The organism is Nonomuraea ferruginea (genome assembly GCF_039540635.1).
In the GTDB taxonomy this organism is placed as follows: Bacteria; Actinomycetota; Actinomycetes; order Streptosporangiales; family Streptosporangiaceae; genus Nonomuraea; species Nonomuraea ferruginea.
The window spans coordinates 152,011-166,113 of record NZ_BAABFD010000006.1 but is presented as its reverse complement, the minus strand read 5'-3'; the positions used below and the strand labels follow the sequence as shown (position 1 = coordinate 166,113).

Below are 14,103 nucleotides of genomic sequence, written 5' to 3'. Positions count from 1 at the left end.
TCGACTTCAGGTCAAGCTCGGCCGCACCTGGATCGTGCCGTCCTTGCGCAGCCGGGTCTCGAACGTGGGCGCGGGCGCGGTGGCCGGACCGTGCCGGACCGAGCCGTCGTCCAGCCGGAAGGTGCTGCCGTGCCACGGGCACACCACGCACGCCTCGCCGTCCTCCTCGACGAGCCTGCCCTGGTGGAGGGGGCCCGCCAGGTGCGGGCAGGTGTCGACCATCACCGTGACGTTCTCGGCGCGCCGCAGCACGAAGAGAGAGATGTAGCCGAGCCGCCGCGACACCGGGCGGCCGTCCGGCAGGTCCTTCAGCAGGCACAGGTCGTGCCAGCCCAGCGGCACCAGGTGGGAGACCTGGGGGGCGTGGTTGGCCCCCGCCGCCATGCGGTAGGCCAGGTGGCCGCCCAGATAACCGCCGAACCCGCCCGCGGCGAGCCCGGCGTACGACAGCGCGCGGCCGGCCCGCTCGCGACCGCGTACCCGGGCCAGCAGCGAGCCCGAGAACAGCCCGAGGGCGAGCACGTTCGCCGCCAGGTGCACGAACCCCACCCGCTGCTGCTCCTGGTGGAGAGACGACCAGTCGGTCAGTCCCGCGGCGGCGGTGGGCAGCGAGGTGGCGATGCCGGCGGCCAGCAGCAGCCGGACGGCGCGCTGATCGGCCTTGGCCGCGTCGAGCAGGGTGGCCGAGATCCAGCAGCCCAGGGCCGCCTGGGCCAGGGGCGGGTGCGCCGGCTTGCCCGTGGGCACCCCGTGCAGCAGGTCGCGGACCAGGCCTGGGCGGAGCCGCTGACGCATGGTCTTGGCCAGCGCGCGGATCGGCCGGTCCATGGACGTGGACTTCTCAAGCCGGTCAGTGAGATCGACCGGTCCCACGAAACGCCGCAAGTGCCGACGTCTCGCCCGTACTGTCTCTTTCACGACAAGTCCCCTACCCCAGGGGTGCGGACGTCACTCGGGAAGGTGACCCCTGGCGACCGACTCCTCGACGATCGCGCGCGCGTACGCCCCCAGTGACGGCGAGCCCTCCTCGATCAGCCGGACCTTCTCCCTCACCTGGGCCGCGGTCACCTTGAACAGCTGCCAGGTGCCGCCCTCGGTGTGGTGGTTGGCCAGGATCGGCGCGAACCGGTCGAGCGCCTTGGCGAACCTCGCCTCGGGCGTCTTGCGGTCCTCGAACTCCTCCCACAGCTCCCGCAGCGGCGTGCCCTGCCCGTCGGGCAGCAGCGCGAAGAGCCGGTCGGCGGCGGCGCGCTCGGCCTCCGCCTGCGCGGCCACCGCCACCGGGTCGTAGATGAACGTGTCGCCCGCGTCGATCTCGACCAGGTCGTGCACCAGCAGCATGGCCATGACGCGCTGGATGTCGGTGCCCGGCGGCGCGTGCTCGCCCAGCACCATCGCCAGCGTGGCCACGTACCAGGAGTGCTCCGCGTCGTTCTCCCGCCTGGAACCGTCCATCAGCAGGTTGCGGCGGACGATCCGCTTCAGCTTGTCGATCTCTACGGCGAAGGCGATCTGGGTGGTCAGGCGGTCCTCTTCTGGCACGATAGTCACGCGCGACACCTTAATGTGCGCTGATCATACTGGTAGGTGAAATTCTTACCGGAACTCCGTTGAACACTGCGTTACCAGACGGAACGTCCACAGCGGACTCGTCGGTCAACGTGTTCGCGCTGACCCCCGGGTGCTTCGCCGCGACCGTCTGCGAGCTGCCCTGATGCCCCCACCCGTGCGGCAGGCTGACCACTCCCGGCATGATCGTGTCGGTCGGCTCCAGCGGCACCGTCAGCTCGCCGGTGGCCGAGCGGACCACGGCCTCGCCGCCGAGCCCGAGCCTGGCCACGTCGACCGGGTTGATCTGGAGCGTGCAGGCGTTGCTGCCTCCCATGAGCGGGCCCACGTTGTGCATCCAGCTGTTGTTGGAGCGCAGGTGCCGCCGCCCGATCAGCACCAGCTCGGGAGGCTCGGCGTCCAGCCCCGCGCGCAGCCGGTCCACGTCCTCCAACAGCAGCGGCGGCGCCAGCTCGACCACGCCCGAGGCGGTCCTGAGCACCTCGGCCAGCCGCGGCTCCAGCGGGCCGAGATCGATGCCGTGCGGGTTGTCGAGCAGCTTGCGCAGCGACAGGTCGCCCCCGCCGGCCCACTCGCCGTAGGGTCCGAGCCGCAGCATGAGGTCCAGCCGCCGCTCGGCGCCGGTCTCGCCTTCCAGCAGGGCGCGCAGCTCCGCCGGGTCCCTGCCCTCGACGCCGGAACCGGGCGTCTCCACGGCCTTGGCCAGCTGCTGGCCGATCACGAACTCGTCCAGGTCGCCGTCGAGCCCGGAGGCGATCATGGCGAGCCTGGACAGGATCAGCGCCTCCGACGGCCGGTCCCCCAGCGGCAGCAGCGGCGGCGAGTAGCGGGCGTAGTTGCGCACCGCGAAGCCCAGCAGCGCGAAGTCGTAGTGCCCCGACTGCAGGATCCGCGGCGGCGGCAGGATGACGTGCGCGTGCCTGGTGGTCTCGTTGAGGTACGGGTCCACGCTCACCATGAAGTCGAGCCCGGCCAGCGCCCGGTCCAGGCGGTCGCCGTTCGGCGCCGACAGCACCGGATTGCCCGCCACCGTGACGAGGAACCTGACCTGCCCCTCGCCCGGCGTCTCGATCTCGTCGGCGAGCGTGGCCACCGGCAGCTCGCCGTTCGCCTCCGGCAGGCCGCGCACCCGGCTCCGCCACCGCCCCACCCGGTACGGGCCGCGCCGCCCGCCGAACTCGGTGGCGGCCTTGGGGAACATCACCCCGCCCGGCCGGTCCAGGTTGCCCGTCAGCGTGTTCAGCACGTCCACGAGCCACTGCGCGATCGTGCCGAACTCGGCCGTGCAGGTGCCGATCCTGGCGTACACCGCCGCCCTGTCGGCCGCCGCCAGCTCCCGCGCGAGCCGTACGATCACCTCGGCCGGCACGCCGGTGCGGCGGGCCACCAGGTCGGGCGGGAAGTGCTTGGCCGCCTCGCGCACCTCGTCGAGCCCGTTGACCCGGTGGGTGAGCGTGACGAGGTCCTCCGCGAACAGCGTGTGGACGATCCCGAACAGCAGGTAGGCGTCGGTGCCCGGGCGCACGAACACGTGCTCGTCGGCGGACGCGGCGGTCCGGGTGCGGCGCGGGTCGACCACGACGAGCCGCCCGCCGCGCCGGCGCAGCGCCTTGAGCCTGCCGGGGAAGTCGGGAGCCGTGCACAGCGAGCCGTTGGACTCCAGCGGGTTGGCGCCCAGCATCAGCAGGTAGCCCGTGCGGTCCAGATCGGGCACCGGGATGGCGAGCGGATGGCCGAACATCAGCCCGCTGGCCACGTGCTTGGGCATCTGGTCGGCGGTGCTGGCGGAGAAGACGTTGCGGGTGCCGAGCGACTTGATCAGCGGGGCGCCGTAGAGCGCGCCGGCCATCGTGTGCGCGCTCGGGTTGCCCAGGTAGACGGCGGCCGACTGGCGGCCGTGCGCGGCGGTCACCTCGGCGAGCCCCCGCTCGACGGCCGCGAACGCCTCGTCCCAGCTCACCTCGCGCCACCGGTCGCCCTCCCGGATCAGCGGCGCGCGCAGCCGGTCGGGGTCCTCGTCCAGCCTGCCGAGGCTGGCGCCCTTCGGGCAGATGAAGCCCTTGCTGAACGGGTCCGCCTTGTCACCGCGCACGCTGGTCACGTGGCCGCCGTCGTCGAGGGTCAGCGTCAGGCCGCAGACGGCTTCGCACAAGGGACAGGTCCGGTGGACGGTCGACGTCATCACGACTCCTGAGTTCGTAAGCTGAACTCATCTTGACTCGTACGCGGGACATGGGGAAGCCCCGGAGCCCCCGCGGTCTCCGGGGCTTTTCCTAGGGAGGCGCGGGTCCCTAGGTCCTCAGCCCGCCCGCTGCAGAACCAGCGGCCGGTGCAGATCAGGCGGCTCGTCGAGGTCGGGCCGGAGCGGGATCCAGGTCCGCCGGCCGTAGAGCCGGTCGAGACCGGGGGAGACGGCCCCGGGGAGCACGTCCCGCCTGACGACCTCGACGATCACCAGGTTCGCGCGGGTGCGGTGCTTGTAGACCGCGGCGGTCCTGGCCCAGCAGGCCGCCGCGATCTCCTCGGCGTAGGCCTCGAACTCCTCGGCGCTGATGCCGGCCCTGGTAAGGATCAGGGCCTTCTCGCCCGTGGCCGTGGGGGTGATCCACAGCACCAGCGGGATGCGGCCGGCGCGGGTGTGCAGGGTGGTCTCCAGGCAGACCCGCTGCAGCCGGTGGCGGGACACCACGCACCAGAAGTGCGCGACGGCCCAGTTGCGGCCGAACCGCGTCGCGGCCGGCACCGAGACGGCGCTGCTCAGCAGGACGAACGGGAGCCATCTGCCCTCCTGGGTGGCGCCCAGGACGGCCGGCACGAGCAGCGCGAGCCCGGCGAGGAGCAGTAATTCGGTACGGAACCGCCAGAGCCTGGTGAGGGGTCCCGAGCCGCGCGGGGCGGGCAGGTCCTCGTAGCCCGGGTAGATCTGGTTGCGCGGGTTCCTCGCCATGTCAGGACACCTCCTCCGGGACCCGTGGCGGGATCTTGAGCAGGTCGAAGCGTGGGTCGCGGTAGCGCCGGGAGGCGAAGCCGGTCCTGGTGACCGTCCAGCCCCGGCGGTAGGCGAACTCGTCGGGTTCCATGCAGATTTCGCGGTCCGCCCAGGCGAGCAGTTCCTGGAGGCGGGTGAGCACCCGGGACTTGCGTCGGCTGAGTCCCTTGGTACCTTGTGAGTACATGAGAAGACCCCTTTCGCGGCATCACAGAGGTGGCTTCTTACGCCGGACTGCAGGCCGACGACCGTCGCGCCGCTGGGTGGCAGCCCATTTGCGGCGGATGAGTGCGCGGCCTCGGTCCGGCTTTGTTGTTCCTGCTTCGTGTGCTCTGAAGCGAGCGACAATCGCGGCGATGACTCTTTAACTCAGTGCGGGATCCTTCCGGCTGACGGCCTCCCTGTGATGGTGTCCATTTCCGGGACGGCGCCGTTGCCGGTTTTGCGGCCTGACCAGCCGCGCGTAAGTCGTGGTGGGGATCTTCTGCGGGCGGGGCCGTGCGGTCATGTCGGCCTCCTCACCTCTGGAGAGATCCCTCGTGTCTCGATCGTCTCCCGGAGATTGCCTTGCTGCAAGGCCTCCCGCAAGAAATATTCCCGTTTCTTCCGCAAGGTGCCTTCTTGTTGCTGTGCAACTTGCACGGAGTGGCCTTGAATGTAGTCAGGCCAGCACAAGAGGTCGTCACCTTGCCCCCTTCCCCGTTTTCCCCCGGGCAGAAGCTCTGCTTGCTTGACACCGTCTCTCCGTGGAAGGCTCTTGGCAAGAGCAAATGGGAGTACTCGTGCAAGTTGCAGTGTAAGATTGGTGGAACGGCCCAAGACTGCGGGCTCGAAACGGTTCACTCCGGCTACACCTTCATCCCGGCAAGGAGAGTCGACGGTGCCACCGACGCAGGGCAGTCCGACTGTCCGCAAGCTCAGGCTCGGCCAGGAGCTCAGGCTTCTCCGCGAGCGACGCAAGCTCACCGGCGCCAGGGCCGCCAAGGAGCTCGGCTGGTCCCCCAGCAAGGTCTCGCGGATCGAGGCCGCCAAGACCATGCCCAGCGCAGACGACGTCAAGGCGATGGGGAAGCTCTACCGTCTCGACGAAGCCAAACTTGACGAACTCTTCGGCCTGTTGCGGGATGCGGATCAGCGGGGCTGGTGGGAAGATTACGAAGACGCCCTGCCTGAGGAGTACACAAGATTCCTCGGGCTGGAGGCGGAGGCCATCATCCAGCGCAACTGGGAACCCCAGATTGTGCCCGGCCTCTTCCAAACCGAGGATTACGCCAGAGAGGTCGTCCTGGCCGTCCGTGGCATCTCGCGCATCACCCACAGCGGAGTCAGGAGCAGGGTCGAGGCCCGCCTCGACAGGCAGCAGCGCGTGCTGCACCGCCCCGATCCATGTGAGATGCGCTTCGTGCTGGACGAGCCCGCCTTGATGCGCCGCTTCGGCGAGCCCTCGGTGATGCGGGCACAGATGGAGCATCTCCTGGAGTTGTCTCTTCTGTCCCACGTCAGCGTTCAGGTATTGCCCATGGACGCGTTGCACCCCGTAAGCACGGGTGCGTTCATCCACCTCAAGTTCGCGGAATTCGACGATGTGGTGTATCTGGAGCAGCTTTATACTGCTGACTTCGTCGACGACCTCGAGCGGGTAGCGGGCTACGAGGCAGCCTTCGAAAACATCAGGTCACAGGCACTGGACGAGGACGACACACGCGTGCTCATCCAGCGCAAGGCGATGATGTGGCGAGGCTGAGGTCAGCGATCGATCAGAACAAAAGGGGCAATGGTGCCCCTTTGCCCATTTGGGGAGAAAATGTCTATCCATCACAAGACGGCGGCATGGCAGAAGAGCACTTTCTGCAACGGCGCTAGCAGCTGCGTTGAGGTCGCCCCCCTCGCCGACGGGAATGTCGCGCTGAGGGACAGCAAGGTTCAGGACGGACCCGTCCTGGTCTTCACCCCGTCCGAGTGGGCCGCCTTCACGGCCGGGGTCAGGGATGGAGAGTTCGACCTGGAGGCTCTGCAGGCCAGCGCGTGAAAAACGGCCCTGGCAGGTTGATGGCACAACCGGACAGGGCCGTTCCAGAAGAGGCTCGTCAACGACCCTCGGGTCCCCGTTCGCTTGGCGAACGCAAGATTTCTCGCACATCATGGCGCAAGCCGCGCTCAATGATCAACTCGTCGTGCCCTCGTCATGGGGGCTGCGCCCTCCATGCGTCCGCGACGTCTGCCGTATGTCTCGCATGAATACTCCCATGCCGGCCTCCCGCGGGCCACCCATTTCACGTAATGCTCATGAGCACTTGCCAGGAGTCATCATGTACGCCCCCCGCGACATGGACAGGATCTGGTCCGTGAGTGACCGGTCAACCGTTGCTCGCTGCCTTCGGAGAGTGGAGGCGTTCTCGAACCGCTTGTCCCTGGCCTGCCGGGTGCAGGGAGAGACCAGATCGGGCACGCTGCGCACCTGTCCCGATGTCGACCAAGCACTGGCTAGCAAGCTGAGGCAGATCACCCTTAACGTCGGGAAGCCCTCATGCGGCTACTGGATCAGGGTGGTCGGCGACTCCCGCGCCAGGGAGGTTCGGCTCTTCGTCAACGGCGAGCCGCCGGATTCCATCGTAGAAGACATCGTGGCGGAGATTCAGCGCCACTGCTCACCGCCTGCGAGCCGATGGTGGCGCTGGCCCTGGAGGCTGTGGCAATGGTTCGCGGGCCACGTCTGGGCGGGCGTGGTAGCCGGGCTGATCGTGACGCTCCTCCTGGTGCCTCTCGTGTACGCGCTGATGTCGTGACTACTCCGTTGATGGAGTCGTGTATTCACCCGTGACCTCCGGCCTGGAGCAAGGGCCGATGATCTCGCCCACGAGGTGGGCACCACAGGACTTCTCCGGCGGCGCTCGGCTGCCCCGATGACTTGACTCAACAACTCCATAACTGCCCGTAGGTCAAGGTGGGGGCACTACGCGGCAATCGGCAGCACATGGCATGCTCAATCCCAGATGTCCCGATTGAGCTGGATGGCGCCCCCGATGAACTTCCCCCGCGCACTCTCGGTGCTGGCCGTCATGGCCTCACTCGCCGCCTGCACGGCCGCCGGATCGGAGGCGCCCGAGCGGCAGCGGCAGGCCGCGGCCACCTCCTCGGCCGAGCCGACGGCCCCCGCCACCCCGGAGCGCGAGCCGTACACCATCGCCTTCGGCGGGGACGTGCACTTCGAGGGCTTCCTGCGGTCCCGGCTGGACAACCCGCGCACCGCGCTCGGCCCCATCTCCTCGGTGCTGCGCAAGGCCGACCTCGCCATGATCAACCTGGAGACCGCGATCACCACTGGCGGCACCCCGGCGCCCGGCAAGCAGTACACGTTCCGGGCCCCGGCCAGCGCGTTGACCGCGCTCAAGGCCGCCGGCGTGGACGTGGCCTCCATGGCCAACAACCACGGCATGGACTACATGGAGACCGGCCTGGCCGACTCGCTCGCCGCGATCAAGAAGTCCAGGTTCCCGATCGTGGGCATCGGCAGGGACGACGACCAGGCGTTCAAGCCGTTCAGGAAGACGGTGAACGGCAACCGGGTGGCGATCATCGGCGCGACACAGGTGCTGGACTCCGAGTTCATCAACGCCTGGACCGCGGCCCCCGGCAAGGGCGGGCTCGCGTCGGCCAAGGACGAGCCGCGCCTGATCAAGGCGGTACGGCAGGCGCGCAAGAACTCCGACACCGTCATCGTCCACCTGCACTGGGGCACCGAGATGCAGAAGTGCCCGAACCCGGCGCAGCTCTCCCTGGCCCCCAAACTCGTCAAGGCCGGCGCCGACGTGGTGGTCGGCGGGCACGCGCACATCCTGCTGGGGGCCGGATACCTCGGCAAGGCGTACGTCAGCTACGGCCTCGGCAACTTCGTCTTCTACAACTCCAACCCGGCCACCACGGGCCGCACCGGCGTGCTGACCCTCACCATCAACGGCCGCAAGATCCTCAAGGACCAGTGGACCCCCGCCACCATCCAGAACGGCGTGCCGGTCCCGATGACCGGCGCCGCGAGGAAGCAGGCCGTGGCCGACTGGAAGGCGCTGCGTTCCTGCACCGAGCTGGACGCCCGGCCCTGACGGCGTGGAAGATGTCCGGGATCTCCACATTCGGGCGGCCGGGCTCAGTGGATTCCCAGGAAATCCGGTCAATCGCGGGTAACGATCGGGCCTGGAGGGGGAAGATGAGGTCGTGTCCATGCCGCGACTGGAAGATGACTGTGCGTCGCCGAAGCCGCTCCGGCGACAGCCCACGCAGCGCCGCAGCGCCCGACGGGTCGAGCGGATGCTCGACGCCTGCGCCGAGCTCCTCGACGAGATCGGCTACGAATCGCTCTCCACGACCCGCATCGCCGACCGGGCGGGGGTCGCGATCGGTTCGGTCTACCAGTTCTTCCCCGACAAGCGCGCCATCACGCAGGAGCTGACCCGGCGCAACGTGGAGCTGTTCGTCACCCGGGTCGGGCGGCGCTTCATGGAGGAGGACTACCGCGGCTGGTGGGAGGCCATCGACGCGATCATCGACGAGTACGTCGACATGCATCGCTCGGTGCCCGGGTTCAAGAGTCTCCAGTTCGGTGACGTGGTCGACCTCAACCTGCTCGACTCCGACTCCGACAACAACACCGTGATCGCGGGCCGGCTGCGCGGGCTGCTGCTCAACGAGTTCGGCCTGGCCGACAGTCACGAGCTCGACATCGCCGCGCTGGTGGCCGTCGAAGCCTGCGACGCGGTGCTCAAGCTGGCCTTCCGCTACGACCAGAACGGCTCGGAGGAGATCATCGACGCGGCCAGGCAGCTCGTGCGGGGTTTCCTGTCCCGCCAGCTCAGGTCGTACACGCCGCAGCCCGACTAGCGCGTCAGCCCCCGGCCTCCAGCAGCTCCGGCAGCCAGTGGGGCTCGCCGGGCCGCGCGCACGCCTCGGAATGCGACATCGGCCGGATCAACCGTTGCCGGCTCGCCTCCAGCTGGGCCTCCAGGACCCGCAGTCTCCGCTCGGCCGCCTCGACCCCTTCGAGCCGGGCCGAAAGGTAGCCCGCGACCCCGGGCCCCACCGCCGACAACACCACGGCGAGCGCCAGCGCGAACGTCATCTGCTTGGACCTGCCCATCCCAGCCCCTTCCGCTCGCGGGCGCGAAGTGACCGGTATATGCCCAACGACCTGCGCATATATGCATGGCGTAAGGACTCGATGACGTTTCGTGGTGGTCTCATCAGGGCATCGGCGATGCGTATTGAGCGGGCGAAACCGCACCGCGGTCGGTAGTCTCGCGTTGTGGCGCATGTGACCCGTGAGCACCTTGATCGCCTGCTTGAGCAGGCGCTGCTGGCCGACGACCACGGCTCCCTGGCCAGCCGGCTGTACGACGTAGCGCTCGACTACTCCAGCGGCGACGTATCCAGGGCGTCCATCCTGGTCCAGGCGGCGGAGGAGTGGCGCGCGGCAGGCCAGCCCGCTCGCGCGCTGGAGTGTTTCCAGCGCGCGCTGGAAGACGGCGGCGAGACGGGCATCGACCCGCGCGCAGGCATCGCCGACACCCTCTTCGAGCTCGACCGGCACGACGAGGCGAGGGAGGTCATCGAGGCGATCCGCGCCGAGGGCGGTGTCTCGGCGGCCACCGCCCACAGCATCGTCGAGACGCTGGTCGCCTACGGTGACCTGGAGGCGGGCCACGAATGGGTCACCCAGGCCCTGCTGACCTGCGACTCCGACGATCCGGAGCGGGTGTCGATGCTGCGCACCCGCTACCGCATCCGACTCGACCTGGGCCTGCCCGAGGACGAGATCGACGCCCTCGTCTCCTGATCCCTCAGCGCAGGTCGAGGCTCCGCAGCAGGCCCGTCACGCCGTCGAGGGAGTCGGCCGGGAGCTTGGTCTCGTTCAGCGGCCGCGGCCCCTGAGGCAGCGTGCGGCGCACGAGCCGGTCCTTGGTCTTGCCGACCGGGCGCGTCAGGTCGAGCGGGACGCCCGACGACGAGCGCGGCGCCGTCTTCGAGGGATAGCGTCCGGTCCTGGTGTTCACCGGCAGCGCGGGCAGGGCGGGCAGCTTGGCCTGGCTCGTCACGCCCGCCACCGTCGGCGCGGCGGGCAGCGCCGACGGCATGGCCGAGGTGGCCATGACGCCGCCCAGGTCCGACAGCCCCATCGCCGAATGCGAGGTGGCCAGCCCGGTCAGGCCCAGGTGCTCGGCCAGCCTGACGGCGCCCAGGGCCAGGTGGGTGCTCTCCGACCCGAGCAGCGGGCCGGTGCTGTCGCTCAGCCGCACCTTGGTGAGCTCGTCGCAGAGCGCCGCGGCGGGCGAGCCCATGCTGGTCCGGGTTTCCCGGCAGTCGTCGGCGGCCGCGGAGCTCGCCCCCAGCCAGGTGACCCCCGCGGTCAGAGTGGCGATGGCAAGAATTCCCCGGATGCTTCGAGTCGGCACGTCCCGTCCCCCTGATCGTTCTCGGTGATCCGACGAACGCGAAGCTAGCCAGACGCGCGAGGGACTGGAGGCGGCTTGCCGGAAGGCTGGACCGAACCTTACGAACCGGGTGCGCGGATGACCCGGGCGGGAACGTCGAACGCCCGGAGGATGGCCTCCGGGCGTTCGCGTGGGTGTGTCAGGCCCGCTGGACGGACAGCTCGTCGTCGCCGAGGTCGACCAGGACCTTGTCGCCGTCGACGATCTCGCCGGACAGCACCGCCTTGGCCAGCTTGTCGCCGATCGCCGACTGGACCAGGCGGCGCAGCGGGCGCGCCCCGTACATCGGGTCGTAGCCCGTCAGGGCCAGCCACTCGCGGGCCGCCGGCGTGACCTCCAGGGTCAGCCTGCGGTCGGCCAGCCGCTGGGCCAGCCGGTCGACCTGCAGGTCGACGATCCGCGTCAGCTCCTCGGAGCCGAGCGCGTCGAACAGGATCACGTCGTCCAGCCGGTTGAGGAACTCCGGCTTGAACGCGCTGCGCACCGCGCCCATCACGGCCTCGCGCTTCGCGCCGTTCTCCATCGTCGGGTCGACGAGGAAGTGGGAGCCGAGGTTGGACGTCAGGATCAGGATCGTGTTGCGGAAGTCGACCGTGCGGCCCTGACCGTCGGTCAGCCGCCCGTCGTCGAGCACCTGGAGCAGGATGTCGAAGACCTCCGGATGGGCCTTCTCCACCTCGTCCAGCAGCACCACGGTGTACGGGCGGCGCCGGACGGCCTCTGTCAGCTGGCCGCCCTCCTCGTAGCCGACGTAGCCGGGAGGCGCGCCGACGAGCCGGGCGACGCTGTGCTTCTCGGAGTATTCGCTCATGTCGATGCGGGTCATCGCCCGCTCGTCGTCGAACAGGAACTCCGCCAGCGCCTTGGCCAGCTCGGTCTTGCCGACACCGGTCGGGCCGAGGAACAGGAACGAGCCCGTCGGCCTGTCGGGGTCGGCGATGCCGGCCCGGCTGCGCCGCACCGCGTCGGACGCCGCGCGCACGGCCTCGTGCTGGCCGATGAGCCGCTTGCCCAGTTCCTCCTCCATGCGCAGCAGCTTGGCCGTCTCGGCCTCCAGCAGGCGGCCCGCCGGGATGCCGGTCCAGGACGAGATCACCTCGGCGATGTCGTCGGGGCCGACCTCCTCCTTGACCATGGCGTTCTCGTCGGGGGCGGCCTCGGAGGCGGCCTTCAGCGCCTGCTCCAGGCGTGGCACGTCGGCGTACATGACCCGGGACGCGGTCTCGAAGTCGCCGTCGCGCTGCGCCCGCTCGGCGGTGCCGCGCGCCTCGTCGAGCTGCTTCTTCAGCTCGCCGACCTTGTTGAGGCCCGCCTTCTCGTGCTCCCATCGGCCGACCAGGGCGTTCAGCTCCTCCTGGCGGTCGGCCAGCTCCTGGTGGAGCCGCTCCAGGCGTTGCACGGACGCCTCGTCGGTCTCCTTGGAGAGCGCCAGCTCCTCCATCTTCATCCGGTCGACGGTCCGCTGGAGCTGGTCGATCTCCACCGGACGGGAGTCGATCTCCATGCGCAGCCGGGAGGCGGCCTCGTCGACCAGGTCGATGGCCTTGTCGGGCAGGAACCTGCTGGTGATGTAGCGGTCGGAGAGCGCTGCGGCGGCGACGAGCGCGCTGTCGGCGATCTGCACCTGGTGATGGGCCTCGTAGCGGCCCTTCAGCCCGCGCAGGATCGCGATGGTGTCCTCCACCGTCGGCTCGCCCACGTACACCTGCTGGAAGCGGCGCTCCAGCGCAGGGTCCTTCTCGATGCGCTCGCGGTACTCGTCGAGCGTGGTCGCGCCGATCATCCGCAGCTCGCCGCGGGCCAGCATCGGCTTGAGCATGTTGCCCGCGTCCATCGCGCCCTCGGCGGCTCCCGCGCCGACGACGGTGTGGAGCTCGTCGATGAACGTGACGACCTGGCCGTCGCTCTCCTTGATCTCGGCGAGCACGGCCTTGAGCCGCTCCTCGAACTCGCCGCGGTACTTCGCGCCCGCCACCATCGCGCCCAGGTCGAGCCCGATCAGCCGCTTGTTGCGCAGCGACTCCGGCACGTCGCCGGCCACGATCCGCTGGGCCAGGCCCTCGACCACGGCCGTCTTGCCGACGCCGGGCTCGCCGATCAGCACCGGGTTGTTCTTGGTGCGCCGGCTGAGCACCTGCACCACCCGGCGGATCTCCGAGTCGCGGCCGATGACCGGGTCGAGCTTGCCCGAGCGGGCCTGCCCGGTCAGGTCGATGCCGTACTTCTCGAGCGCCTGGTAGGTGTCCTCGGGCGTCTCACTGGTGACCCGGGCGTGGCCGCGTACCTTCTCGAACGCGTCGAGCAGCGCCTGCGGGGTGGCGCCCGCGGACTTCAGCAGGTCGGCGGCCTGGCCGCCGTCGGCGGCGAGGCCCACCAGCAGGTGCTCGGTCGACACGTACTGGTCTTCCAGCCGCTTGGCGTGCTGGGCGGCGGTGTTCATCACCGTGAGCAGGTGGCGGGAGCTCGTCGGCGCCCCCACGGTCGCGCCCTGAGCCTTGGGCAGCGCCGCGAGCTGCTCCTCGGCCTTGGCCCGCAGCGTCCGCCAGTCGGCGCTGACCGCCTCCAGCAGCGGGACGGCGGTGCCGCCCGTCTGCGAGAGCAGCGTGGTCAGCAGGTGAAGCGGGGAGATCTCGGGGTTGCCCTCGGCGGCGGCCCGCCGCATGGCGCCCGAGAGCGCCTCCTGACTCTTCTGAGTGAGCTTGTATTCCATCTACGCCCCCGGTGGCAGCTCGTAACGGATCAGCGCCTTGATCATCTGTAGCTCGGCGCGGAGGCGGTGAACCTCCTCACGCAGCCGCAACGACTCGTTCTCCAGCTCCAGGATCCGCTTGATGCCGGCGAGGTTGATGCCCTCCTCCTGGGAGAGGCGCTGGACCTCGCGCAGCTGGATGATGTCTCTTGTGGAGTAGAGGCGGCCGCGCCCCGCCGTACGGCCCGGACAGACCAGACCGAGCCGGTCGTACTGCCGAAGGGTCTGCGGATGCAGACCCGACAGCTGCGCGGCCACCGAGATCACGTAAACAGGAGTGTCGTCCGACAGGTCGAAGTAGTTGGCGTCCATGG

Annotated in this window: 15 protein-coding genes; 6 read left to right on the top strand and 9 right to left on the bottom strand. The window is 69.4% G+C overall.

Annotation, left to right across the window (positions count from 1 at the left end):
• Positions 1–6 precede the first annotated feature (6 nt).
• The 5 genes from ABD999_RS13725 to ABD999_RS13705 form a co-directional block, all read right to left on the bottom strand.
• Positions 7–828 carry a Rieske (2Fe-2S) protein gene (locus ABD999_RS13725; protein ID WP_187281588.1) on the bottom strand — a complete coding sequence of 274 codons (822 nt, stop codon included), beginning with the start codon at positions 826–828 and terminating at the stop codon, positions 7–9.
• A gap of 120 nt (positions 829–948) precedes the next feature.
• Positions 949–1,560 carry an HD domain-containing protein gene (locus ABD999_RS13720; protein WP_271274766.1) on the bottom strand — a complete coding sequence of 204 codons (612 nt, stop codon included), beginning with the start codon at positions 1,558–1,560 and terminating at the stop codon, positions 949–951.
• A 1-nt stretch (position 1,561) separates the two neighbouring features.
• Positions 1,562–3,751, bottom strand: a complete 2,190-nt coding sequence (locus ABD999_RS13715; RefSeq protein WP_271274767.1) for a molybdopterin-dependent oxidoreductase — start codon at positions 3,749–3,751, stop codon at positions 1,562–1,564.
• 117 nt (positions 3,752–3,868) lie between these two features.
• Positions 3,869–4,516: a hypothetical protein gene (locus ABD999_RS13710; protein WP_219544821.1), complete on the bottom strand. Its 648-nt coding sequence runs from the start codon at positions 4,514–4,516 to the stop codon at positions 3,869–3,871.
• 1 nt (position 4,517) lies between these two features.
• The gene (locus ABD999_RS13705) at positions 4,518–4,745 is read right to left on the bottom strand and encodes a hypothetical protein (protein WP_271274768.1); all 228 of its coding nucleotides are present in this window, start codon (positions 4,743–4,745) and stop codon (positions 4,518–4,520) included.
• Between the two features lie 693 nt (positions 4,746–5,438).
• Between ABD999_RS13705 and ABD999_RS13700 the strand changes: the two genes are divergently transcribed.
• The 5 genes from ABD999_RS13700 (at position 5,439) to ABD999_RS13680 (ending at position 9,433) form a co-directional block, all read left to right on the top strand.
• Positions 5,439–6,302, top strand: a complete 864-nt coding sequence (locus tag ABD999_RS13700; protein WP_148036321.1) for a helix-turn-helix domain-containing protein — start codon at positions 5,439–5,441, stop codon at positions 6,300–6,302.
• A 60-nt stretch (positions 6,303–6,362) separates the two neighbouring features.
• The gene (locus ABD999_RS13695) at positions 6,363–6,587 is read left to right on the top strand and encodes a DUF397 domain-containing protein (RefSeq protein WP_148036322.1); all 225 of its coding nucleotides are present in this window, start codon (positions 6,363–6,365) and stop codon (positions 6,585–6,587) included.
• Between the two features lie 355 nt (positions 6,588–6,942).
• Positions 6,943–7,344, top strand: coding sequence for a hypothetical protein (locus tag ABD999_RS13690; protein ID WP_148036323.1), 402 nt, complete (start codon positions 6,943–6,945; stop codon positions 7,342–7,344).
• Between the two features lie 237 nt (positions 7,345–7,581).
• Positions 7,582–8,658 carry a CapA family protein gene (locus tag ABD999_RS13685; protein ID WP_148036324.1) on the top strand — a complete coding sequence of 359 codons (1,077 nt, stop codon included), beginning with the start codon at positions 7,582–7,584 and terminating at the stop codon, positions 8,656–8,658.
• A gap of 118 nt (positions 8,659–8,776) precedes the next feature.
• On the top strand, positions 8,777–9,433 hold the full coding sequence (locus tag ABD999_RS13680) for a TetR/AcrR family transcriptional regulator (RefSeq protein WP_148036325.1): 657 nt from the start codon (positions 8,777–8,779) through the stop codon (positions 9,431–9,433).
• Positions 9,434–9,437: 4 nt separating this feature from the next.
• On the opposite strand, the gene ABD999_RS13675 is transcribed toward ABD999_RS13680, so the two are convergent.
• Positions 9,438–9,689, bottom strand: coding sequence for a hypothetical protein (locus tag ABD999_RS13675; RefSeq protein WP_148036326.1), 252 nt, complete (start codon positions 9,687–9,689; stop codon positions 9,438–9,440).
• A gap of 165 nt (positions 9,690–9,854) precedes the next feature.
• Here ABD999_RS13675 and ABD999_RS13670 point away from each other — a divergent pair, with 165 nt between their 5' ends.
• Entirely contained in the window at positions 9,855–10,385 is a 531-nt protein-coding gene (locus ABD999_RS13670; protein WP_261809033.1) for a tetratricopeptide repeat protein, read from the top strand.
• 4 nt (positions 10,386–10,389) lie between these two features.
• Here the strand turns inward: ABD999_RS13670 and ABD999_RS13665 are convergent, their stop codons facing one another.
• The 3 genes from ABD999_RS13665 to ABD999_RS13655 all read right to left on the bottom strand — a co-directional run bounded on the left by ABD999_RS13665 (position 10,390) and on the right by ABD999_RS13655 (position 14,101).
• Positions 10,390–11,001 (bottom strand): hypothetical protein, encoded by a 612-nt coding sequence (locus ABD999_RS13665; protein WP_271274769.1) that lies wholly within the window; start codon positions 10,999–11,001, stop codon positions 10,390–10,392.
• 178 nt (positions 11,002–11,179) lie between these two features.
• On the bottom strand, positions 11,180–13,750 hold the full coding sequence (gene clpB / locus ABD999_RS13660; RefSeq protein WP_271274770.1) for an ATP-dependent chaperone ClpB: 2,571 nt from the start codon (positions 13,748–13,750) through the stop codon (positions 11,180–11,182).
• Positions 13,751–14,101 carry a heat shock protein transcriptional repressor HspR gene (locus ABD999_RS13655; protein ID WP_148036329.1) on the bottom strand — a complete coding sequence of 117 codons (351 nt, stop codon included), beginning with the start codon at positions 14,099–14,101 and terminating at the stop codon, positions 13,751–13,753.
• Between the last annotated feature and the right edge of the window lie 2 nt (positions 14,102–14,103).

Excerpts from the sequence above, each read along its gene's own strand:
- ABD999_RS13725 (WP_187281588.1), bottom strand. The coding sequence starts at position 828 with ATGGACCGGCCGATCCGCGCGCTGGCCAAGACCATGCGTCAGCGGCTC.
- ABD999_RS13715 (WP_271274767.1), bottom strand. The coding sequence starts at position 3,751 with ATGACGTCGACCGTCCACCGGACCTGTCCCTTGTGCGAAGCCGTCTGC.
- ABD999_RS13710 (WP_219544821.1), bottom strand. The coding sequence starts at position 4,516 with ATGGCGAGGAACCCGCGCAACCAGATCTACCCGGGCTACGAGGACCTG.
- ABD999_RS13705 (WP_271274768.1), bottom strand. The coding sequence starts at position 4,745 with ATGTACTCACAAGGTACCAAGGGACTCAGCCGACGCAAGTCCCGGGTG.
- ABD999_RS13695 (WP_148036322.1), top strand. The coding sequence starts at position 6,363 with ATGTCTATCCATCACAAGACGGCGGCATGGCAGAAGAGCACTTTCTGC.
- ABD999_RS13685 (WP_148036324.1), top strand. The coding sequence starts at position 7,582 with ATGAACTTCCCCCGCGCACTCTCGGTGCTGGCCGTCATGGCCTCACTC.
- ABD999_RS13680 (WP_148036325.1), top strand. The coding sequence starts at position 8,777 with ATGCCGCGACTGGAAGATGACTGTGCGTCGCCGAAGCCGCTCCGGCGA.
- ABD999_RS13675 (WP_148036326.1), bottom strand. The coding sequence starts at position 9,689 with ATGGGCAGGTCCAAGCAGATGACGTTCGCGCTGGCGCTCGCCGTGGTG.
- clpB (WP_271274770.1), bottom strand. The coding sequence starts at position 13,750 with ATGGAATACAAGCTCACTCAGAAGAGTCAGGAGGCGCTCTCGGGCGCC.
- ABD999_RS13655 (WP_148036329.1), bottom strand. The coding sequence starts at position 14,101 with ATGGACGCCAACTACTTCGACCTGTCGGACGACACTCCTGTTTACGTG.